We start from the raw sequence: 19,385 nt of genomic DNA, 5'->3' as shown, positions 1-19,385 counted from the left end.
AGCACCGTGACCGAGGCCGCTGCACGCGTCAGCAACTGGAATCTTCCGAATGTCATCACCGTTGTCCGTATTCTGCTCGCGCCGCTCTTCTTCTGGATGCTTCTCGCCGATGGCGGTTCGGACTCGCCGTTGAGGTACGCGGCAGCCGCGTTGTTCATCGTGGCGATCGCGACCGATGGCGTCGACGGCCACATCGCCCGGTCCCGCAATCTGGTCACAGACCTGGGCAAGCTACTCGATCCCATCGCTGACAAGGTACTGACTGGCGCCGCACTCGTCGGACTGTCGATTCTGGGCGAACTGCCGTGGTGGGTGACGGCGATCATTCTGGTTCGCGAGGTGGGCATAACGGTGTTTCGCTTCGCTGTGCTCAGCGATCGTGTCATCCCCGCGTCGCGCGGGGGGAAGCTCAAGACACTGGCGCAGTCGATCGCGATCTCGCTCGCGCTCGTCCCGTTCCCTGCCCTTCTCGGCAGCTGGTTCGACTGGGTGAACATCATCACCATGTCGATCGCATTCGTTTTGACAGTCGTCACGGGCATCGACTATCTGGTGCAGGCGAGGCGTCTCAGCAGGGCGGGCAGAGCCGCGCCGTGACGACGCCGAGCCCGCACGATTCGACCCATGCGGTGATCGAGCTGATGGCCAGTCGTGGTCTGACTATCGCGGTGGCTGAATCGTTGACCGGCGGGCTGCTCGTCGCCGAACTGATTCGGATACCGGGGGCGTCCCGCGTTGTGCGGGGGGGAGTGGTTGCGTACGCGACCGATCTCAAGAACTCGCTGCTCGGCGTCGATGACGATCTGTTGGCGACACGTGGGCCCGTTGATTCTGACGTTGCCCGGCTCATGGCCGAGGGAGTCCGACAGCGGCTCGGTCTCGGCACGGAGGCCGCGTCGTGGGGTCTCTCGACCACCGGCGTGGCCGGGCCCGGCCCGCAGGACGGGCATCCCGCGGGCACGGTGTTCATCGGTCTTGCGGCCGACGGTCGCATGTCCTCTCACAGACTGCACCTGCGCGGCGACCGTGACAGCGTACGGAGCCAGACCGTCGCGGCGGCCGTCCAGCTGCTGCTCGAGGCCATTACGGGCGAAGGTGGTCGACGGTGACTGAGCGGGTGGCGTCAATCCAATCCGAGGTGTCGACAGCGTCGAATATCGGGTGAGAGCGAGCACTGGGCATTCGTCGAACTCGGGAATGAACGGCATTTCCATCTCGTTACAACTGATGTCATTCACAGAAAAGACGGTTCAGTGTCGTTTAGAGTTTCAGGCAGTACCGAACGGGCAGTACCCGAGCGGCCACATCGTTTCGACGCAAGACAATCAGCAAGGAGGGGTCCAGTGATTTTAGTTCGCCAAGAGATCGGCGACGTGCTGCGAGATTTTCGTCTCCAGAAGGGTCGCACCCTTCGACAGGTCGCCAGTAAGGCGAGCGTCGCCCTCGGCTACCTGAGCGAGGTCGAGCGCGGTCAGAAAGAAGCGTCGAGTGAGATCCTCGCGTCGGTGGCTGACGCCCTCGACACTCCGATCTCCGTCATCATGCGCGAGGTCGGAGACCGACTCGCCGTGATCGAGGGAATCGACACGATTCCCGACACTGTCCCCGACGAATTCGTCGCGGGCTACGATTCCAAGCTTCTCACCCGGTAGTCCGACTCGGGAACGAGTCGATCAGTTCGGGGCCTCGTCACAGGTGAAGTGACGAGGCCCTCACTGTGTTCGCCGAGATCGCGGCACGAAGGAGTGGCATGAGACAGAGCGAGTTCCGACAGGCCGTCTCAGACGAGTTCGGCGTCGCGTATGGACGCGTGGTGACGGGGGATCTCGTCATTGCTGAATTGGCGGACCGCACCGCCGAGGTTGCACTCCGGGAGGGCGTCCCGGCGCGGCAGGTCTGGCTCGCACTCTGCAGGGCAAGCGGGGTTCCCGAATCGCGATGGCACGGAGTCGGCCTGCCCGCACCGCGGTCCTGATTCTTGTCGGCCGTGACTTCGTGGCGCATATCCGACACGCGCCGAATCCGCTCGAATATATGTTCTAGGGCTGTGTAGTCTCCTTCACAGCAGAACTGTTTGTCGTGTTGTCCACTGGTCGACGCCATTCCGACCCGGTGTCGGTGGTCGTGTCTACAGTCGGACTACACGCACAACACGATGCGAACGCCTTGTCGATAGCCGGCTTGCCGGCACGACAGCCTATAGGCGAACAACTCACGCGACGGATTCCGCGCACGACAGAAAGAGACAGCAATGCCATCAGACGCCACACGAGAAAAGGCACTCGAAACCGCACTTGCCCAGATCGACCGACAGTTCGGCAAGGGGTCTGTCATGCGCCTCGGAAGCGATGATCGCGCCCCGGTCGAGGTCATCTCTACAGGTTCGATCGCCCTCGATGTCGCACTCGGGGTCGGAGGCCTTCCCCGGGGCCGCATCGTCGAGATCTACGGACCGGAGTCCTCCGGCAAGACGACTCTCACGCTTCACGCAATCGCCAATGCGCAGAAAGCCGGAGGAATCGCGGCCTTCATCGACGCAGAGCACGCGCTCGATCCGGCCTATGCCCAGAAACTCGGCGTCGACATCGACGCGCTGCTGGTCTCCCAGCCCGACACCGGTGAGCAGGCACTTGAGATAGCCGACATGCTGGTGCGAAGCGGCTCGATCGACCTCATCGTGATCGACTCGGTGGCGGCCCTCGTGCCGCGAGCAGAGATCGAGGGCGAGATGGGTGACTCGCACGTCGGACTGCAGGCCCGTCTGATGTCGCAGGCGCTGCGCAAGCTCACGGGTGGCCTCAGCACCACCAACACCACCATGATCTTCATCAATCAGCTTCGAGAGAAGATCGGCGTCTTCTTCGGCAGCCCCGAGACCACGGCGGGTGGCAAGGCGCTCAAGTTCTACGCATCCGTTCGCCTCGACATCCGACGCATCGAGACCCTGAAAGAAGGCACCGATGCCGTCGGTAACCGCACGCGGGTGAAGGTCGTCAAGAACAAGATGGCACCACCGTTCAAGCAGGCGGAGTTCGACATCCTCTACGGCATAGGCATCTCCCGCGAGGGCAGCCTGATCGACTTCGGAGTCGAGCACGAGATCGTGCGCAAGTCCGGTGCCTGGTACACCTACGAGGGTGAGCAGCTGGGCCAGGGCAAAGAGAACTCGCGGCGATTCCTCACCGAGAATCCCGAAATCGCCGCCGAGATCGAAACGAAGATCCTCACCAAACTCGGAATCGGAGCCGACAAGACCCCGGCTGGCTCTGCCGCGTCGGCTGCGCCGGTCGCCCTGGCCACGAAGGCGCCGGCCCGCAAGGGCGCCTAGGGTTCCGAAGCTCACCGAATCGACACGACAGAAAGGCCACGATCATGGTCAGATTTACAGAGTCGCCCGATGACACAGACAACAACTCGGCGGCCGGCGCTCTTGACGAGTCGGTGGCGCCCGTGACCTTTCTGTTCGGTGAGCCCGACGCGCAACCGCAGGTTGCTCGCTATTATGCCGGGCCGATAGCCGTCCCGACTCTCGACACCTCCGGACTCACTCCGCAGCAGGTAGAAGATCAAGAATTGCAACTCGCAGACCTCGAAAGCCTCGTGGTGCGGGCGCTGGCCAGAAAAGACCTGTCAGAGTGGCAGGTCACTGAGATCCTCGCGGCGAACGGTGTCAATTCGTCGGCCTTCGAGGGCTTCCTGACGATCTACCGATCGAAGGGGTATGTCGACGATTACGCCTTTGCCGAGCGCGAGATCGAGCGCTTGCACCGGCGCAAGGGATTCGGCCGCAGCCAGATCCAGCGAGAACTCGGTGCCAAGCGAGTCAGTCAAGAGATCGTCTCCGATCTCTTGACAGCACTAGACGACGATGACGAGCTTGCGCGCGCTCTAGAACTCGCCGAGAAGAAGGCCCCCAGTCTGCTTCGCCTCGATCGCGCAACGGCCGAGCGTCGACTCAGTAGTTTTCTTCAACGCAAAGGGTATCCGTCCCAGGTGGTCCGAGATGCCGTGTCGAAGACACTAGCGACAGCGCCGAGCTCGGTGAGATTCCGCTGACTCGGCTCGGGCGCAGAAGTCGGCGCGTGGCGCGTGAGCGGCCGCGGGTCGGGCGCAGCCCATGTCGAACGTAAACTGGCCCTATGAGCAGCGTGACCGCACCACCCCGCATCCGCACCTACGAGGTGCGCACCTTCGGATGCCAGATGAACGTCCACGACTCCGAGCGCCTTTCGGGTTCACTCGAGGCCGCCGGCTACGTCAGGGCCGAGCCCGGAACCGAGGCCGACACGGTCGTGATCAACACGTGCGCAGTGCGGGAGAATGCAGACAACAAGCTCTACGGCAACCTGGGCTACCTCGCGAGCGTCAAGCGACGGCATGACGGCATGCAGATCGCCGTGGGCGGATGCCTCGCCCAGAAAGACAAGAACACGATTCTCACGAAGGCCCCGTGGGTCGACGTGGTCTTCGGCACTCACAACATGGGATCCCTGCCCAGCCTGCTCGAGCGCGCCAGGCACAATGGCGAGGCCCAGATCGAGATCCTCGATTCTCTCGAGACCTTTCCGTCGACACTGCCGACCAAACGCGACTCGACCTACAGCGGGTGGGTCTCTATCTCTGTAGGGTGCAACAACACCTGCACGTTCTGCATCGTGCCAGCTCTGCGAGGCAAAGAGAAAGACCGGCGTCCCGGTGATGTGCTGGCCGAGATCCGAGCACTCGTCGACGATGGTGCGATCGAAGTGACTCTCCTCGGGCAGAACGTCAACTCTTACGGTGTGGAGTTCGGCGATCGGCTCGCGTTCTCGAAGCTGCTCAGGGCTGCCGGCGCCATTCCCGGTCTTGAGCGCATCCGATTCACCAGCCCGCATCCCGCCGCGTTCACAGACGACGTCATCGACGCCATGGCCGAGACACCGGCTGTCATGCCGCAGCTGCACATGCCGCTGCAATCAGGATCAGATCGAGTGCTCAGGGCGATGAGGCGCTCCTACCGCTCGGCCAAGTTTCTGGGCATTCTCGAGCGGGTCCGTCGGCAGATACCGAACGCGGCGATCAGTACCGACATCATCGTGGGGTTCCCCGGCGAGACCGAAGAAGATTTCGCCGAGACATTGAGAGTGGTCGAAGAAGCCCGCTTCGCTACGGCCTTCACCTTTCAGTACTCGATCCGAGCCGGAACGCCGGCCGCGACGATGCCCGATCAGGTTCCGAAGGCGGTGGTGCAGGAACGCTACGAGCGACTGGCGGCTCTCCAAGACCGCATCTCCTGGCAAGAGAACCAGCGCATCATCGGGCGCGAGGTCAACGTCCTCGTCGCGAACGGCGAGGGGCGAAAAGACGCCGACACCCATCGCCTCAGCGGCAGGGCCGAAGACTCGCGTCTCGTACACTTCGAGGTCACGCCCGATTCCCCCGTTCCGCGACCGGGTGACGTCGTCACAGTCGTGGTCACCGAGGCTGCACCGTTCCACCTGATCGCCGATTCCGACGGACGGCCTCTCCGAGTTCGGCGAACCAGAGCCGGCGATGCGTGGGATCGCGCGGCTGCGGAGTCGTGCGCAGTACCGTCGCAACAGAACAGCGCGCCCGCGGGCGGGCCTCGGCCTGTCTCGCTCGGCCTCCCCACGCTCCGCGTCGGCACGGTGCCCATCTACGATCTCGCCGACGGTGAGCGCTAGTCGGCCCAGTGGCGACGCCACCGTCAGAGACGTGATCGTCGTCGTCGGTGCCACGGGCACCGGCAAATCGGGGCTTTCATTAGAACTCGCCGAGCGCCTGTCCAGTCGTGGACGGGTCGCCGAGATCGTCAACGCCGACGCGATGCAGCTGTACCGCGGAATGAACATCGGCACGGCCAAACTTGCTCTGGAGAATCGCCGTGGAGTGCCGCATCATCTCCTCGACGTTCTTGACGTCACCCAGGAGAATTCGGTCGCAGACTTCCAAGCGTCTGCGCGTACGGAGATCGACGCGATCCTGAGTCGGGGAAGCGTTCCGATTCTCGTGGGCGGTTCCGGCCTCTACGTGTCCAGCGTCATCTTCGATTTTCAGTTCCCCGGCACCGACGCAGACATTCGGCGGCGCCTCGAGGCCGAGCTGGTCTCAGAAGGTGCCGGGTCGTTATACAGGCAGCTCAAACAACGTGACCCCGCGTCGGCGGAGGCGATCGGGTCGCAGAACGGCCGTCGGCTCGTGCGCGCCCTCGAAGTCTTCGAGATGACCGGCAGCGCGCTGTCAGGAACGCTGCCGGGAGCGCCCCTCGGCTGGCGCCCGTCGACCATAATCGGTCTCGAGATGCCCAGGGCGCAGCTGGTGGCGCGCCTTGACGAGCGCGTGAACGCAATGTGGCGAGACGGGATCGTCGACGAGGCGGCGGCCCTGAAAGAAGACGGCCTCGATCCTGCCACGACCGCGGGCAAGGCCATCGGGTATGCCCAGGCGCTTGCCCAATTGGCTGGCGAACTCGGCCAAGACGAGGCGATCGAGTCGACGCAGGCGCTCACGCGGCGATACGCCCGTCGGCAAGTCGGCTGGTTTCGCCGGTATGCCTCGGCGGTGATTCTGGATGCGCGGGATCCGGCCGCGCCGGCCCGTGCCCTCGCGCACACCCTAGGCTTGCAGAATGGCGACTGAACTTCATTTCACCAAGGGTCACGGAACCGGCAACGATTTCGTCCTCTACACCGATGCCGAAGGCACCAACGATGTCACCCCGGAGCAGGTTGCCGCCATCTGCGACCGGCATTTCGGTGTCGGTGCCGATGGGGTGATCCGTGCGGTGAGGTCAGCGAATCTGCCCGAGGGCGCGGCCTCTCTCGCCGAGGATTCGGCCGCTGAGTGGTTCATGGACTACCGCAACGCCGACGGGTCGATCGCCGAGATGTGCGGCAACGGCATCCGCGTGTACGCGCGCTATCTCATCGACAACGGACTTATCGAGCTGAGCCCCGGCGACACGCTGGCGGTCGGCACGAGGGTGGGAGTCCGCGACGTGCAGCGCAGCACGACCGGTTTCCAGGTCGACCTGGGTCGCTGGCGTCTCGAGCAGGGCGATCCCCTGGTTCGTGCGCGCAATCTCGCCGTGGCCCGCCCCGGCCAGGGAATAGACATGGGCAATCCTCACATCGTCGTCGCTCTTGCCGATGCAGAGGAGCTCGCCTCTGCAGACCTGGGCTACATTCCGCACGTCGACCCCGAGCCGAGCCGGGGCGCGAACATCGAGTTCGTCGTTCCCCACGAGCCGCTCGTCGCCGATGGTGTCGGACGAATCACGATGAGGGTGCATGAGCGCGGCAGTGGCGAGACGCTCTCGTGCGGAACCGGTGCCGCCGCGGCCGCCCTGGCTACGCGACACTGGGCGGGTCGAGGGGCCCCGAGTACCTGGAGGGTCGACGTGCCCGGCGGCACGGTCGGCGTTCGCATGTTCGCGGCCGAAGACGGCGAGCACGTCTCCCTGTCAGGCCCGGCAGAGCTCGTGTTCGAGGGTGACCTCTCGCTGGCCTGACGACGCAGTCCTCAGACGGTAGAGCGGGCACGAAGCACACGGTAGCCCTTGTTCGTGGCGGCTCGTGTGGTCTGCAGGTCGTCGCCGAACTCGGCCTGGATCCAGCGCTGCAGCGAGTCCGAGCCGAGGTTGCGCTGAACGACGAGCCATGCATCCGAGCCCGGTTCGAGTCGTGGCAGCCAGGTCTTCATCATCGCGTGCAGCTCGGCCTTGCCGACCCGGATCGGCGGATTCGACCAGATGGTCATGAACGAGACATCGGCAGGCACCTCGGACGCCAGAACGGGTGTGAGGTTGCTGAGGCCGAGGCGTTCGGCGTTCCGTCGAACGAGGTCGAGTGCGCGCTCGTTGACGTCGACCGCCCACACCTGGGCCCGGGGTGACAGCAGCGCGAGCGTCAAGGCGATCGGCCCCCATCCGCAGCCGAGATCCATCAGGTTGCCGCCCGGCGGGGGAGCGGGGGTGTTGGCGAGCAGAACCTGGGTGCCCGCGTCGATGCGATCAGGGCTGAACACCCCGCCCGCGGTCACGAGGGAATAGTCGGTATCGGCAAGGCGCACCGAGATCTCTCGAGGAATGAGCGGACTCGCCGGGGTGGCCGAGAAATAGTGCTCATTCGTCATAGAGGGACAGTAGCAAACCTGTGGGGATATCCTTGAGTTCAGATGACCGATAAAACTGACGCAACAACAGGGGCTTACGACAGCGACGACGTGGTCGCGAGAGTGCTGGCAAGAGTAGAGACCCGGGCAGCCGGATACTCGCTGTTCACGAATTCGGCAGCGCAGGCACTGCAGCGGCACACGACTGGACGCGAATCCGGATTCGACGGCGACCAGAGCGAACGAGAAGATCGTCAGGCGCTGCGCCGCGTGGCCGGTCTCTCCACCGAACTCGACGACGTGACCGAGGTCGAGTATCGGCAGTTGCGCATCGAGAATGTCATTCTCATCGGTGTGTACACGCAGGGCAGCCTGACAGACGCCGAGAATTCGATGCACGAACTTGCCGCGCTCGCCGAGACCGCCGGCGCAATCGTGCTCGAAGGACTTCTGCAGCGTCGACCCACACCCGACCCCAGCACGTACTTCGGTAAGGGCAAGGCTCAGGAGCTGCGCGATCTGGTGCAGTCCCTCGGTGCCGACACCGTCATCGCCGATAGCGAGTTGGCGCCCAGCCAACGACGTGCGCTCGAAGACGTCGTCAAGGTGAAGGTGATCGACCGCACCGCCGTGATCCTCGACATCTTCAGCCAGCATGCCAAAAGTCGCGAGGGCAAGGCCCAGGTCGAACTGGCGCAGCTCGAGTACCTCCTCCCGAGGCTCCGCGGCTGGGGCGACTCGATGTCGCGCCAGGCCGGTGGCCAGGTCGGCGGCGCAGGTGCCGGAATGGGGTCCCGCGGCCCCGGTGAGACGAAGATCGAACTCGACCGCCGTCGCATCCACACCCGGATGGCACGGCTGCGTAAGCAGATCGTCGAGATGAAGCCCGCGCGCGACGCGAAACGGGCCAACCGCAAACGCAATGCGGTTTTCTCGGTTGCCATAGCGGGTTACACGAACGCCGGAAAATCATCGTTGCTCAACAGGGTGACCCGAGCCGGGGTCCTGGTCGAGAACGCGCTGTTCGCGACCCTGGATTCGACGGTGCGAAAGACCACCGCGAAAGACGGGCGGCAGTACACCTTCGCCGACACCGTCGGATTCGTGCGCAATCTTCCCCACCAGCTCGTCGAGGCGTTCCGCTCGACCCTCGAGGAGGTGGCCGACGCCGATGTCATCATCCACGTTGTCGACGGCGCGCATCCAGACCCCGCGAGCCAGCTCGCCACGGTAAGAGACGTGATCGGCGAAGTCGGCGCGCGGGGCATTCCCGAGATCGTCGCGTTCAACAAGAGCGACCTGATCTCGGAGAGCGACCGCATCGTGCTGCGCGGGCTCGAGCCCAGATCGGTCTTCGTCTCCGCGCGAACCGGCGAGGGCATCACCGAGCTGCTCGAAATGGTCGAGCAGACCCTTCCCCAGCCCACGATCACGGTCGACGTCCTCCTTCCCTACGAACGGGGCGACCTGGTCGCGCTTCTGCACGACCACAACACAGTGCTGAGCACAGACTACGAAGAGGGCGGTACCCGGGTTCGCGCGCTGGTGAACCCCGAGTACGAACACGCCCTCGAGGAGTTCGCGGTCGCACGCTGAGTTGGCGGCCTTCGTCACATTCGGTCATCTGCACCACGGCGTGAGGAAGCCCGCGCTAGTGTCGGTCTCATCGTTGGCCCGGTCGCACAATTGCGGGGCTGCAGAGCGACAGCCGAGCCCGGCAACCGCCCGCGATGCGTGACCGGAGAGTTCTGGACTTCGAGAGCGGACCGCGGCGCCCGACGGCTGCCGTGTTCTCCTCGTACCCTCCCTCTCCTCGGTCAGCTACTGATCGAGAGGAGGCAGTATGTCGAACCCCGCACCACAGCTCGCCGGCGATCGTGCGCGCGCCGCATCCACCGCGACGCCCTTCTCGTTCGAGCTGTATCCGCCACGAACCCCCGAGGCCGGTCTCGCCCTGCCCGACGTTATCACCAGGCTCGCCGCATCCGGGCCCGACTTCATCTCGGTGACCTACGGCGCGAACGGCTCGTCGCGCAGCTCGTCGCTGGCGCTTCTTCGACACATCAAAACGCACACGAACGTCGATCCGATGGCGCATCTGACGTGTGTCGGATCGTCGCACGCAGAAGCGAACCGGTTGATCCGGGAGTTTCTCGATGCCGGCATCACGAGCTTCCTCGCTCTGCGCGGCGACCCACCCGCGGGCGTCGATGAGCAGCAGGTCGCGCTCGGAGACCTCGCCAGCGCGGGTGAGCTGGTTCAACTCATCCATCGCGTGCAGGCGGAACGCGTTCCCTACACCGAGGTGGAGCTGCCCGGGCGACCGTGGGCGACGGCTGTCAAGAAGGGCCGTAACAAGGTCCGCGTGTCCGTAGCCGCGTTTCCCGGCGGTCACCCGCGCTCGAGGTCGTTCACGCAAGACGTCGATGCCCTCCTCGCCAAGGAGGCGGCCGGGGCCGACCTCGCAATAACCCAGCTCTTCTTCCGCGCTGACGACTACCTGTCGTTCGTGGACCGCGCCAGAACGGCCGGCGTCACGATGCCGATCCTCCCGGGGATCATGCCGGTGACGACCCCGTCGAGGCTTCACCGCACCATCGAGCTCTCGGGCGAACGGCTGCCCCTCGACCTGCTCGCTGCTCTCGAGACGGCCGACTCCCCGGCGCAGCGATTCGCGCGCGGCGTCGAGCATGCGAGCCGCCTCGCGGCCGCTGTCATCGACGGCGGCGCACCCGGCCTGCACCTCTACACCTTCAACAGATACGACGCAGTGCTTGCCGTCCTCGACGGCTGCGGACTGCTCACTTCACGTCCATCCCACCACCCCATCAAGGAGTCAGCATGACGACATCGACCCCCTTCCCCACAGGCACGATCCTCGGCTATCCGCGTATCGGCCGCCGTCGCGAACTCAAGCGTGCGGTCGAGGCCTTCTGGTCCGGCACCATCGGCGCCGACGAGCTCGAGCAGACGGCGGCGTCGCTGCGCGCTGCCACGCGCGATCGCCTGGTCGGCCTCGGTCTCGGTCGAGGCGATTCGTCGATACCCGAGAGTTTCTCGTACTACGACCAGGTTCTGGATGCCGCGGTCGCGGTCGGTGCCATCCCGACGCGTTTCGAGCGGCTCGTCGATACGAACGGGTTCCTCGACCTGGCGGGATACTTCACGATCGCTCGCGGCGAGGGCGACGACGCTCCGCTCGAGATGACCAAGTGGTTCGACTCGAACTACCACTATCTCGTTCCCGAGATCGGTGTCGATACTGCCTTCCGTCTCGCCAGTGACCGAATCGTACGCGAGTTCGTCGAGGCGAAGAACGCGGGCTACCTCACCCGCCCCGTCATTGTCGGCCCGGTCACCTTCCTTCTGCTCTCCAAGCCGGCGGAGGGGTCGGAGCAGAACTTCATCCCGTTCGATCGCCTCGATGACCTGCTGCCGGTCTACGCCGAACTGCTGTCCCGCCTCGCCGAGGCGGGGGCGGAGTGGGTGCAGCTCGACGAGTCGGGGCTGGTCTCTGAGAGTATCGAGGTGCCGCGCGATCGCGTTCTGCAGGGAGTCGCCGACGCCTATGCGCGACTCGCAGATGGACCGCGTCCGCAGCTGTTCGTCTCGGCCGCGTACAACAGCCTCGACGATGCACTGCCCGTGCTGGCCGCGAGCCCGGTCGAGGCCATCGGTCTCGACCTCGTTCGGGGAGCATTGCCGCACGCTGTGCCCGGACTCACCGACAAGATTCTCGTGGGCGGCGTGATCGACGGACACAACATCTGGCGGGGAGACCTCGAGGCCGCGTTCGACAAGCTGGAGGCACTGCGTCCGCTCGGGTTCTCCGTGTCTGTGTCGAGCTCGACATCGCTGTTCCACACGCCCCACGATGTTCACGACGAGACGAAGCTCAGCCCGTCGCTCGTGTCGTGGTTGGCGTTCGCCGACCAGAAGGTCGAACAGATCTCGGTACTCGCTCGCGGCCTGGTCGAGGGACGGGAGACGATCCGCCTAGAACTGGACGAGGCATCCGCGGCCCTTGCCGACCGGCTCGCCGCACCCGGAGTACGGGACGGCGCCGTGCGTGCGCGAGAGTCCGCACTGAAGCCCGCCGACTTCCGCCGCGAAAGCTACGCGAAACGTCAGGCCGCTCAGGAAGCCGCCCTCGGCCTCCCGTTTTTGCCCACGACCACGATCGGGTCCTTTCCACAGACCGGCGACATCCGACGTGCGCGCGCCCAGTTCACATCCGGCCGCCTCGGAGCCGACGAATACACAGAGGCCATGCGCTCGGAAATCCGTCGAGTCGTCGAGTTGCAGGAGTCGATCGGGCTCGACGTGCTTGTGCATGGCGAGCCCGAACGCAACGACATGGTGCAGTACTTCGCCGAGAACCTCGACGGCTTCGACGTCACGGAGAACGGGTGGGTGCAGTCGTATGGCAGCCGGTGCACGCGTCCGTCGATCCTGTGGGGCGATGTCGCGCGGCCCGCTCCGATCACTGTCGACTGGTCGACGTACACGCAGTCCCTGACCGAGAAGCCGGTGAAGGGCATGCTGACCGGACCGGTCACGATCCTGGCCTGGTCTTTCGTGCGGGACGACCAGCCCTTGGGCGAGACGGCGCGACAGGTGGCCCTGGCCCTGCGGGATGAGATCGTCGACCTCGAGGCCGCAGGCATCAAGATCGTGCAGGTCGACGAGCCCGCGCTGCGCGAACTGCTGCCCCTGAAGAAGGCGGATCACCCGGACTATCTCGACTGGTCGGTGGGATCCTTCACCCTGGCCACCGCGGGAGTGGCGATCGAGACGCAGATCCACACCCACCTCTGTTATTCGGAGTTCGGTGTGGTGATCGATGCGATCCGCAACCTCGATGCCGATGTGACCAGCATCGAAGCCGCTCGGTCGAAGATGGAGGTCGTGGAGGACATCGCGACGAGCGGATTCGACCACGGAGTCGGACCGGGGGTCTACGACATCCATTCGCCTCGGGTTCCCAGTGTCGCCGAAGTGACTGAGCTCATCGAGCTCGCCCTCGACGGCATTCCGGAGCGCCAGGTGTGGATCAACCCGGACTGCGGCCTCAAGACGCGCGGATACGACGAGACCGTCGCGTCGCTCGAGAACATCCTCGAAGCGACACGTGCTGTGCGGGCGCGGGTGGGCGCGTCCGCCTGATGTGAAACGCACGAGAAGGGCCCCGGAAGTAGGTCTTCCGGGGCCCTTCTGCTGTACCCTCAGCTCAGCGAACCGAGCGCAACACAGACACGACCTTGCCGAGCACCTGAGCGTGGTCCCCGACGATCGGTTCGAAGTTCGAGTTGCGAGGGAGGAGCCATGTGTGCCCGTCTCGCTGCCGGAACACCTTCACCGTCGCCTCGCCGTCGAGCATGGCCGCCACGATATCGCCGTTCTCGGCGGTCTGCTGAGACCGCACCACCACGAAGTCGCCGTCGCAGATCGCTGCGTCGATCATGGATTCTCCGACGACCTTCAGCATGAAGAGGTCGCCACCGCCGACGAGTTGGCGGGGAAGGGGGAAGACTTCTTCGACCTGCTGCTCGGCAGTGATCGGAATTCCCGCCGCGATTCGACCGACCAGAGGAACGAGGGCCGCGTCGCCCATGGGTGCCGACGTCTCCGACGTCTCGGTCGCCTCCGCCGATCCCTCGGGCGTCGGGATGTCGATTAAAATCTCCATGGCTCGGGGACGATTCGGGTCACGCCTCAGATAGCCGCTCAGCTCGAGCTGATTGAGCTGATGAGTGACGCTCGAAAGCGATGCCAGACCGACCGCGTCTCCGATCTCGCGCATGCTCGGCGGATAGCCGCGCTGACTCACAGACCTTTGGACGACCCCGAGGATGGCCAACTGCTTCTCCGAGAGACTCTTGCGTCGTCTCGTTCCACGTTCCGTGGTCATGTCTCCTGCTTTCCGGCTTCTGATTTTCGGCGATGGTCTCGAGCCGACGACGATCCGTTGTGGGTGGCTTGTAACGCACTGTCGGTGGCTGGTGATGCACTGTCGGTGGCTCGTGATGCACTTCATCCGACACTCGAAACTGTATCCAACTCACGATGCAAACAAAACACATGTTCGAGTGTGTCGCGACTTTTTGTCATACGTGAACTTGATCAATCGAAAATTCGAAGCTATATTCGGAACACAGCTTCGTATCCGGTGCTCCCGGCCGAGCGCCGGATACGAATTTCTCCTGGAGGTTGGCATGACCGCTCTACCCGCTCCCGCATCACACGCCGTCCGTTTGCGCATCACGCACCGCGGTCGTGTCGTCTTGGCATCCCTGGTGTCGCTTCCTCTGGTCGCGGGCGTGGTGGCGCTCGCCTTGTTCGGTGCAAACAGCGCGGTCGCGGGCGGTTCCGGGGCCTCCGCGGCTGTCGAGACGTTCGACTACGTCACGGTTCAGGCGGGCGAGACACTGTGGGGGTTGGCCGAAGAGATCGCTCCCTCAGCCGACCCGCGCGACGTCATCGCCGACATCGTCAACCTGAACCAGCTGCCCTCCGCCGATGTGCAGCCAGGCCAGAGGCTTGCCGTTCCCGGCCGATACTGACCCGCCTCCGGAGCTACGGGCTCACGCACTAAAATCGTCATGTGACTTCTCTCGACGACCTTCCCATCCGCGACGATCTCCGGGGCAAGTCTCCGTATGGCGCCCCGCAGAAGCATGTTCGCATCGAATTGAACGTCAACGAGAACACGCACGCGATTCCCGAGCCGGTTGCTCGCGACATCATCGAGTCGCTTGCGCGTGCGATCCTCACGATCAACCGCTACCCCGATCGTGAGTTCTCGACGCTCCGAGACAGCCTCGCGGGGTACCTCGGCCACGGATTGACCCGAGACAACCTGTGGGCAGCCAACGGATCGAACGAGATCCTGCAGCAGATCATGCAGGCGTTCGGCGGGCCCGGCCGGTCGATTCTCGGCTTTCCGCCGACCTACTCCATGCACTCCATCATCGCCTCAGGCACCGGCACCACCTGGGTCGCTGCGGAGCGTGACGCCGACTTCGAGATTTCGCCGCGCACAGCTGTCGAGGCGATTCGAGCACACGATCCCGATATCGTGATCTTCTGCTCGCCGAACAATCCGACCGGCACGCCATTGTCACTCGAGACCATCCAGGCCGCCTACGACGCCACCGACAAGATAGTGATCGTCGACGAGGCGTATGCCGAGTTCGCGCCGGCGGGCGCTTTATCGGCCCTCACTCTCCTTCCCGGGCGTTCACGCTTGATCGTCTCGCGAACGATGAGCAAGGCGTTCGCCTTCGCAGGAGCCCGGCTCGGCTACCTGGCCGCAGATCCATCCGTTGCCGATGCGCTTCGGCTCGTCCGGCTTCCGTATCACCTGTCGTCGCTCACGCAGGCCGCGGCCGTGGCGGCACTCGAACACTCCACGGCGATGCTCTCCATGGTCGATGACATCGCACAGCAGCGTGATCGCATCGTCGACCGGCTCACCGAGCTCGGCTATCACCCGTGGCCCACCTGGTCGAACTTCGTTCTCTTCGGCGGAGTCGACGATCCGGCGGCGGTGTTCGAAACGCTCCTCGAGCAGGGAATCATCATCCGCGACCTCGGCATACCCGGTCACCTGCGGGTGAGCGCGGGCACCCGGGCCGAGACCTCCGCGTTCCTCGACGCGATGTCCGCACTGACCTGACCCCGGGGTGTTCCACGGCCCAGACGCCGCACCCGTTGCCTCGGCATCGGTAAACTGGAGTCATGGACACCCCTTCCCGCACAGCCAGTCTTCAGCGTGCGACCAGCGAATCCAGCATCGACCTCACCCTCGACCTCGATGGCACGGGCGAGAGTTCCATCTCGACAGGGGTGCCGTTCTTCGATCACATGCTCACGGCCTTCTCCAAGCACTCGCTGACCGACCTGACTGTCACGGCGACCGGTGACGTCGAGATCGATGTGCATCACACCGTCGAAGACATCGGCATTGTTCTGGGCACGGCAATCAAGCAGGCACTCGGCGACAAGTCCGGCATCTCCCGGTTCGGCGACGCGCTGGTTCCACTCGACGAGGCGCTCGTCCAGGCTGTCGTCGACGTCTCCGGACGCCCGTTCCTGGTTCACGGGGGAGAGCCCGACGGCTTCGCGTTCCACCTCATCGGTGGGCACTTCACCGGCTCTCTGGTACGACACGTTTTTGAGGCGATCACGTTTCACTCGGGAATGACGGTGCACGTCACGGTGCTGGCGGGTCGCGACCCGCACCACATAGCCGAGGCGGAGTTCAAGGCGTTCGCCCGAGCATTCCGCCAGGCGAAGGCGATCGATCCTCTTGTTTCGGGCATTCCTTCGACCAAGGGTGCTCTGTGACGGCCAAATCGGTTGTCGTCCTCGACTACGGCAGTGGCAACATCCACTCGGCCGCCAAGGCGCTTGAGCGCGCCGGCGCCCGGGTCGAGCTGACGCGAGACCGAGCGCGGGTCATGGAAGCGGACGGGCTGTTTGTGCCCGGCGTCGGCGCGTTCTCTGCCGTGATGCAACAGCTTCGACGCGTGCGGGGTGACGAGTTGATCGACCGTCGATTGGCGGGCGGTCGCCCTGTTCTCGGCATCTGCGTCGGCATGCAGGTCATGTTCGACCGCGGCGTCGAGAGAGGCATCGACACCGAGGGCCTCGGCGAGTGGCCGGGCGCTGTGGAGCAGCTGCCGGCCGACATCCTTCCGCACATGGGATGGAATGTCGTCGACGCGCCCGACGAATCGGTGCTTTTCGACGGAGTTCGGGACGAGCGCTTCTACTTCGTGCACTCCAACGCCGCGCAGCAGTGGCTGCTGCCGCCCCAGTCGCCTCTGCCCGCGCCTCGGGTCACGTGGTCAGATCATGACGGCCCATTCATTGCCGCCGTCGAGAACGGCCCGCTGTCGGCAACGCAGTTTCACCCGGAGAAGTCGGGAGAGGCAGGCCTGCGCCTGCTTCGCAACTGGATCGCGTCGCTCTGACCCGACGACGATTTCGTCGGGCCGAGCACAATCGTTAAGATCGCACGGGGTGTCCGCACGTGCGCCCGACAGAATCCAGAAGGACGCCATGAGCGAGTTCAGTATCAAGACCCCCGCCCTCACGCTGCTGCCGGCTGTCGACGTCGCATCCGGCATGGCCGTCAGGCTCACACAGGGCAAGGAGGGAACCGAGACGAATCACGGCGACCCGGTCGATGCCGCGAACGACTGGATCAGCCAGGGCGCCGAGTGGATCCACCTCGTCGATCTCGACGCGGCCTTCGGTCGTGGCGACAACCTCCACGTCATCAAGCGTGTCATCCACGCCGCGCAGGGCGTCAACGTCGAGCTCTCCGGAGGCATTCGCGACGACCGCAGCCTCGAGACGGCCCTCTCCACCGGCGCGAAGCGCATCAATCTCGGCACGGCCGCGCTGGAGAACCCCGAATGGGCTGCCAGCGTCATCGCGAGCTACGGCGAGGCCATCGCTGTCGGACTCGACGTGCGAGGCACCACTCTCGCGGCCCGGGGATGGACCGAAGACGGCGGAGACCTCTGGGAGGTTCTCGCCCGGCTCGAGGATGCGGGCTGCGCGCGCTACGTCGTGACCGATGTCACGAAGGACGGCACCCTCAAGGGGCCGAATGTCGAACTGTTGAAGCAGGTCATGCAGCGAACCGAGCGCCCCGTCGTCGCATCCGGAGGCATCTCGAGCCTCGACGACATCGCAGAACTCCGTACCCTCGTTTCGCTGGGACTCGAGGGGGCCATCGTGGGTCGCGCTCTGTATGCAGGGGCGTTCACGCTCTCCGAGGCACTGGACGTGGCGTCTGACTGAGCATCCCGGCGGCCATTCGCAGCACGATCCTCGTGCGGCCGACTCTGCTGGCCGGCCGTGGGCGGATCGATCGTTCGACGCGAATATCTTCGCCGGTGACTCGGGTGAGGCCCCGGCGCGGCTCCTCGAAGCACTGCGCCGGTTCCGCGCCGCCGAGCTCGCGCAGGAGGACGTGCTCGATGCCGTGCGCGATGCGCGTCTGCTCGTGCCTCTCGTCGCGCACGCGGGTGAGACCGCGGTGGATGATCATGGTCGCCGATTCGACAAGACGCAGGAGCTGTCTCTGGTCACCGTGAGCGCGCCCGACGGGCGACGGGTGCTCCCGGTCTTCACCTCGACCGAGGCCATGGCGGCGTGGAATCCCGTGGCACGGCCGATACCGGCATCCGCTCGCCGTGCTGCTCTCGCCGCTGCGGGCGAGGACACCCCGCTCATGGTGCTCGATGCCACGAGCCTCACCGAGTTCGTGTTCCGTCGGCCGATGATCCGGGCGATCGCCGAGGGAGCGGGTTGGACCCATCCGTCGGCCGACCCCGAGATCGTCGCCGAATTCGATCGCTCGATCGCGCAACAGCGCACGATACGTGCGCTGCGGCTTGCCGACGGCGATCCGGATGCTCGGCTGTCGGGCCCACAGGTCGTCGTCGAGCTGGAACTCGTGCCCGACCTGACGCGCGTCGAACTCGACGATCTGCTCGCCGCACTACAACGGCGTTGGCAGCAGAACGAGGTCATCGCCGTCGGTGTCGACTCGCTGGCCGTGCGGCTGACCGAGGCCCACTGAGTCGACCGGGTCAGTTGACCGGGCCGGTGAGCTTCTCTCCGGGGCCCTGGCCGACGGCATCCGGAATCGACGACGCCTCGCGGAACGCGAGCTGCAAGGAACGCAGTCCGTCGCGAAGGCTGCGGGCGTGCTGGTCGCCGATCTCGGGCGAGGCGCTCGTGACCAGGCCGGCCAACGCGATGATGAGCTTGCGTGCCTCGTCGAGGTCGATCTGGTTCTCCGGATCGTCCGCCAGTCCGGTCTTGATCGCGGCTGCGCTCATCAGGTGCACAGCGGTCGTGGTGATCAGTTCGACCGCGGGCACCTCTGAGATGTCGCGTGTGGCAGAAGATGCCGAGTCGTCGTATGCAAAGCTCATGTGGCGAGTCTAAGTCGCGCGTGCCTCTCGACTATGCCGAAGCCCGAACCTCTGCTAGTATCTTCACGGCTCTGGGGACATGTCTGCCCCCAGTACGAAAAGTGGAGAATCTCCCACCCGCACACCGCTTCACCAGGTCACCGGGTAGATTGCACTCCGCTCCGAATCAGAACACCGATTCAGAGTAGGCAGGGTGTGGTGCGCAGAAACGGCTTCCGCCGAAGATCGCGCGCAGATTACTCATGGTTCGTGGCTGCGTGCTCACCTATGATCGCGCTGCCGAGCCCGGTGCCCAGACGTTCTGTCGTCTGTGAG

21 protein-coding genes are annotated in these 19,385 nt (G+C 64.8%); 18 read left to right on the top strand and 3 right to left on the bottom strand.

Annotation, left to right across the window (positions count from 1 at the left end; all coding sequences use genetic code 11):
* Positions 1-6: 6 nt before the first annotated feature.
* From pgsA to dapF, 9 genes are all read left to right on the top strand, one after another.
* Positions 7-597 carry a CDP-diacylglycerol--glycerol-3-phosphate 3-phosphatidyltransferase gene (gene pgsA, locus ACE5CZ_RS12720; protein WP_374947698.1) on the top strand — a complete coding sequence of 197 codons (591 nt, stop codon included), beginning with the start codon at positions 7-9 and terminating at the stop codon, positions 595-597.
* Positions 594-1,109 (top strand): CinA family protein, encoded by a 516-nt coding sequence (locus ACE5CZ_RS12715; protein ID WP_374947697.1) that lies wholly within the window; start codon positions 594-596, stop codon positions 1,107-1,109. Before pgsA ends, ACE5CZ_RS12715 begins: the two co-directional genes overlap by 4 nt.
* Before the next feature lie 234 nt (positions 1,110-1,343).
* Positions 1,344-1,652 (top strand): helix-turn-helix domain-containing protein, encoded by a 309-nt coding sequence (locus ACE5CZ_RS12710; RefSeq protein ID WP_374947696.1) that lies wholly within the window; start codon positions 1,344-1,346, stop codon positions 1,650-1,652.
* Positions 1,653-1,750: 98 nt separating this feature from the next.
* Positions 1,751-1,975: a DUF3046 domain-containing protein gene (locus ACE5CZ_RS12705; protein WP_374947695.1), complete on the top strand. Its 225-nt coding sequence runs from the start codon at positions 1,751-1,753 to the stop codon at positions 1,973-1,975.
* A 276-nt stretch (positions 1,976-2,251) separates the two neighbouring features.
* Positions 2,252-3,328 carry a recombinase RecA gene (gene recA, locus ACE5CZ_RS12700; protein ID WP_374947694.1) on the top strand — a complete coding sequence of 359 codons (1,077 nt, stop codon included), beginning with the start codon at positions 2,252-2,254 and terminating at the stop codon, positions 3,326-3,328.
* A gap of 44 nt (positions 3,329-3,372) precedes the next feature.
* A complete protein-coding gene (locus tag ACE5CZ_RS12695; protein ID WP_374947693.1) occupies positions 3,373-4,056 on the top strand; it encodes a regulatory protein RecX in 684 nt (227 codons plus the stop codon).
* Between the two features lie 83 nt (positions 4,057-4,139).
* On the top strand, positions 4,140-5,684 hold the full coding sequence (gene miaB / locus ACE5CZ_RS12690; protein WP_374947692.1) for a tRNA (N6-isopentenyl adenosine(37)-C2)-methylthiotransferase MiaB: 1,545 nt from the start codon (positions 4,140-4,142) through the stop codon (positions 5,682-5,684).
* The gene (gene miaA, locus ACE5CZ_RS12685) at positions 5,674-6,639 is read left to right on the top strand and encodes a tRNA (adenosine(37)-N6)-dimethylallyltransferase MiaA (protein ID WP_374947691.1); all 966 of its coding nucleotides are present in this window, start codon (positions 5,674-5,676) and stop codon (positions 6,637-6,639) included. Before miaB ends, miaA begins: the two co-directional genes overlap by 11 nt.
* Complete coding sequence (gene dapF / locus ACE5CZ_RS12680; protein WP_374947690.1) at positions 6,629-7,510, top strand: diaminopimelate epimerase; 882 nt, start codon at positions 6,629-6,631, stop codon at positions 7,508-7,510. The genes miaA and dapF overlap by 11 nt, the downstream gene beginning before the upstream one ends.
* Before the next feature lie 11 nt (positions 7,511-7,521).
* Here dapF and ACE5CZ_RS12675 read toward each other — a convergent pair whose 3' ends face one another.
* A complete protein-coding gene (locus ACE5CZ_RS12675) occupies positions 7,522-8,133 on the bottom strand; it encodes a class I SAM-dependent methyltransferase (protein ID WP_374947689.1) in 612 nt (203 codons plus the stop codon).
* A 42-nt stretch (positions 8,134-8,175) separates the two neighbouring features.
* On the opposite strand from ACE5CZ_RS12675, the gene hflX reads away from it, so the two are divergent.
* The 3 genes from hflX (at position 8,176) to metE (ending at position 13,278) form a co-directional block, all read left to right on the top strand.
* The gene (gene hflX / locus ACE5CZ_RS12670; protein WP_374947688.1) at positions 8,176-9,708 is read left to right on the top strand and encodes a GTPase HflX; all 1,533 of its coding nucleotides are present in this window, start codon (positions 8,176-8,178) and stop codon (positions 9,706-9,708) included.
* Positions 9,709-9,955: 247 nt separating this feature from the next.
* The gene (locus tag ACE5CZ_RS12665) at positions 9,956-10,957 is read left to right on the top strand and encodes a methylenetetrahydrofolate reductase (protein ID WP_374947687.1); all 1,002 of its coding nucleotides are present in this window, start codon (positions 9,956-9,958) and stop codon (positions 10,955-10,957) included.
* The gene (metE, locus tag ACE5CZ_RS12660) at positions 10,954-13,278 is read left to right on the top strand and encodes a 5-methyltetrahydropteroyltriglutamate--homocysteine S-methyltransferase (RefSeq protein WP_374947686.1); all 2,325 of its coding nucleotides are present in this window, start codon (positions 10,954-10,956) and stop codon (positions 13,276-13,278) included. Before ACE5CZ_RS12665 ends, metE begins: the two co-directional genes overlap by 4 nt.
* A gap of 64 nt (positions 13,279-13,342) precedes the next feature.
* Here the strand turns inward: metE and lexA are convergent, their stop codons facing one another.
* A complete protein-coding gene (gene lexA / locus ACE5CZ_RS12655; protein ID WP_374947685.1) occupies positions 13,343-14,023 on the bottom strand; it encodes a transcriptional repressor LexA in 681 nt (226 codons plus the stop codon).
* A gap of 304 nt (positions 14,024-14,327) precedes the next feature.
* Here lexA and ACE5CZ_RS12650 point away from each other — a divergent pair, with 304 nt between their 5' ends.
* The 6 genes from ACE5CZ_RS12650 to ACE5CZ_RS12625 all read left to right on the top strand — a co-directional run bounded on the left by ACE5CZ_RS12650 (position 14,328) and on the right by ACE5CZ_RS12625 (position 18,712).
* A complete protein-coding gene (locus ACE5CZ_RS12650; RefSeq protein ID WP_374947684.1) occupies positions 14,328-14,675 on the top strand; it encodes a LysM peptidoglycan-binding domain-containing protein in 348 nt (115 codons plus the stop codon).
* Between the two features lie 41 nt (positions 14,676-14,716).
* On the top strand, positions 14,717-15,790 hold the full coding sequence (locus tag ACE5CZ_RS12645; RefSeq protein WP_374947683.1) for a histidinol-phosphate transaminase: 1,074 nt from the start codon (positions 14,717-14,719) through the stop codon (positions 15,788-15,790).
* Positions 15,791-15,852: 62 nt separating this feature from the next.
* On the top strand, positions 15,853-16,461 hold the full coding sequence (gene hisB, locus ACE5CZ_RS12640) for an imidazoleglycerol-phosphate dehydratase HisB (protein WP_374947682.1): 609 nt from the start codon (positions 15,853-15,855) through the stop codon (positions 16,459-16,461).
* Positions 16,458-17,090 carry an imidazole glycerol phosphate synthase subunit HisH gene (gene hisH / locus ACE5CZ_RS12635; RefSeq protein WP_374947681.1) on the top strand — a complete coding sequence of 211 codons (633 nt, stop codon included), beginning with the start codon at positions 16,458-16,460 and terminating at the stop codon, positions 17,088-17,090. Before hisB ends, hisH begins: the two co-directional genes overlap by 4 nt.
* 88 nt (positions 17,091-17,178) lie before the next feature.
* Positions 17,179-17,928, top strand: a complete 750-nt coding sequence (gene priA, locus ACE5CZ_RS12630; RefSeq protein ID WP_374947680.1) for a bifunctional 1-(5-phosphoribosyl)-5-((5-phosphoribosylamino)methylideneamino)imidazole-4-carboxamide isomerase/phosphoribosylanthranilate isomerase PriA — start codon at positions 17,179-17,181, stop codon at positions 17,926-17,928.
* Positions 17,879-18,712, top strand: a complete 834-nt coding sequence (locus tag ACE5CZ_RS12625; RefSeq protein WP_374947679.1) for an SseB family protein — start codon at positions 17,879-17,881, stop codon at positions 18,710-18,712. Before priA ends, ACE5CZ_RS12625 begins: the two co-directional genes overlap by 50 nt.
* Positions 18,713-18,722: 10 nt before the next feature.
* Here ACE5CZ_RS12625 and ACE5CZ_RS12620 read toward each other — a convergent pair whose 3' ends face one another.
* Positions 18,723-19,070, bottom strand: coding sequence for a DUF1844 domain-containing protein (locus ACE5CZ_RS12620; protein WP_374947678.1), 348 nt, complete (start codon positions 19,068-19,070; stop codon positions 18,723-18,725).
* Positions 19,071-19,385 lie beyond the last annotated feature (315 nt).

The organism is Agreia sp., assembly GCF_964263775.1.
Taxonomy (GTDB): Bacteria; Actinomycetota; Actinomycetes; order Actinomycetales; family Microbacteriaceae; genus Agreia.
This window is presented reverse-complemented; position numbering and strand designations above follow the sequence as displayed.

What these genes read in the sequence shown, in the direction of transcription:
- ACE5CZ_RS12675 (WP_374947689.1), bottom strand. Translation starts at nt 8,133, where the DNA reads ATGACGAATGAGCACTATTTCTCGGCCACCCCGGCGAGTCCGCTCATT.
- ACE5CZ_RS12695 (WP_374947693.1), top strand. Translation starts at nt 3,373, where the DNA reads ATGGTCAGATTTACAGAGTCGCCCGATGACACAGACAACAACTCGGCG.
- hisB (WP_374947682.1), top strand. Translation starts at nt 15,853, where the DNA reads ATGGACACCCCTTCCCGCACAGCCAGTCTTCAGCGTGCGACCAGCGAA.
- dapF (WP_374947690.1), top strand. Translation starts at nt 6,629, where the DNA reads ATGGCGACTGAACTTCATTTCACCAAGGGTCACGGAACCGGCAACGAT.
- ACE5CZ_RS12620 (WP_374947678.1), bottom strand. Translation starts at nt 19,070, where the DNA reads ATGAGCTTTGCATACGACGACTCGGCATCTTCTGCCACACGCGACATC.
- lexA (WP_374947685.1), bottom strand. Translation starts at nt 14,023, where the DNA reads ATGACCACGGAACGTGGAACGAGACGACGCAAGAGTCTCTCGGAGAAG.
- recA (WP_374947694.1), top strand. Translation starts at nt 2,252, where the DNA reads ATGCCATCAGACGCCACACGAGAAAAGGCACTCGAAACCGCACTTGCC.
- ACE5CZ_RS12705 (WP_374947695.1), top strand. Translation starts at nt 1,751, where the DNA reads ATGAGACAGAGCGAGTTCCGACAGGCCGTCTCAGACGAGTTCGGCGTC.
- ACE5CZ_RS12625 (WP_374947679.1), top strand. Translation starts at nt 17,879, where the DNA reads ATGCAGGGGCGTTCACGCTCTCCGAGGCACTGGACGTGGCGTCTGACT.
- hflX (WP_374947688.1), top strand. Translation starts at nt 8,176, where the DNA reads ATGACCGATAAAACTGACGCAACAACAGGGGCTTACGACAGCGACGAC.
- priA (WP_374947680.1), top strand. Translation starts at nt 17,179, where the DNA reads ATGAGCGAGTTCAGTATCAAGACCCCCGCCCTCACGCTGCTGCCGGCT.
- ACE5CZ_RS12650 (WP_374947684.1), top strand. Translation starts at nt 14,328, where the DNA reads ATGACCGCTCTACCCGCTCCCGCATCACACGCCGTCCGTTTGCGCATC.
- ACE5CZ_RS12665 (WP_374947687.1), top strand. Translation starts at nt 9,956, where the DNA reads ATGTCGAACCCCGCACCACAGCTCGCCGGCGATCGTGCGCGCGCCGCA.
- miaB (WP_374947692.1), top strand. Translation starts at nt 4,140, where the DNA reads ATGAGCAGCGTGACCGCACCACCCCGCATCCGCACCTACGAGGTGCGC.
- metE (WP_374947686.1), top strand. Translation starts at nt 10,954, where the DNA reads ATGACGACATCGACCCCCTTCCCCACAGGCACGATCCTCGGCTATCCG.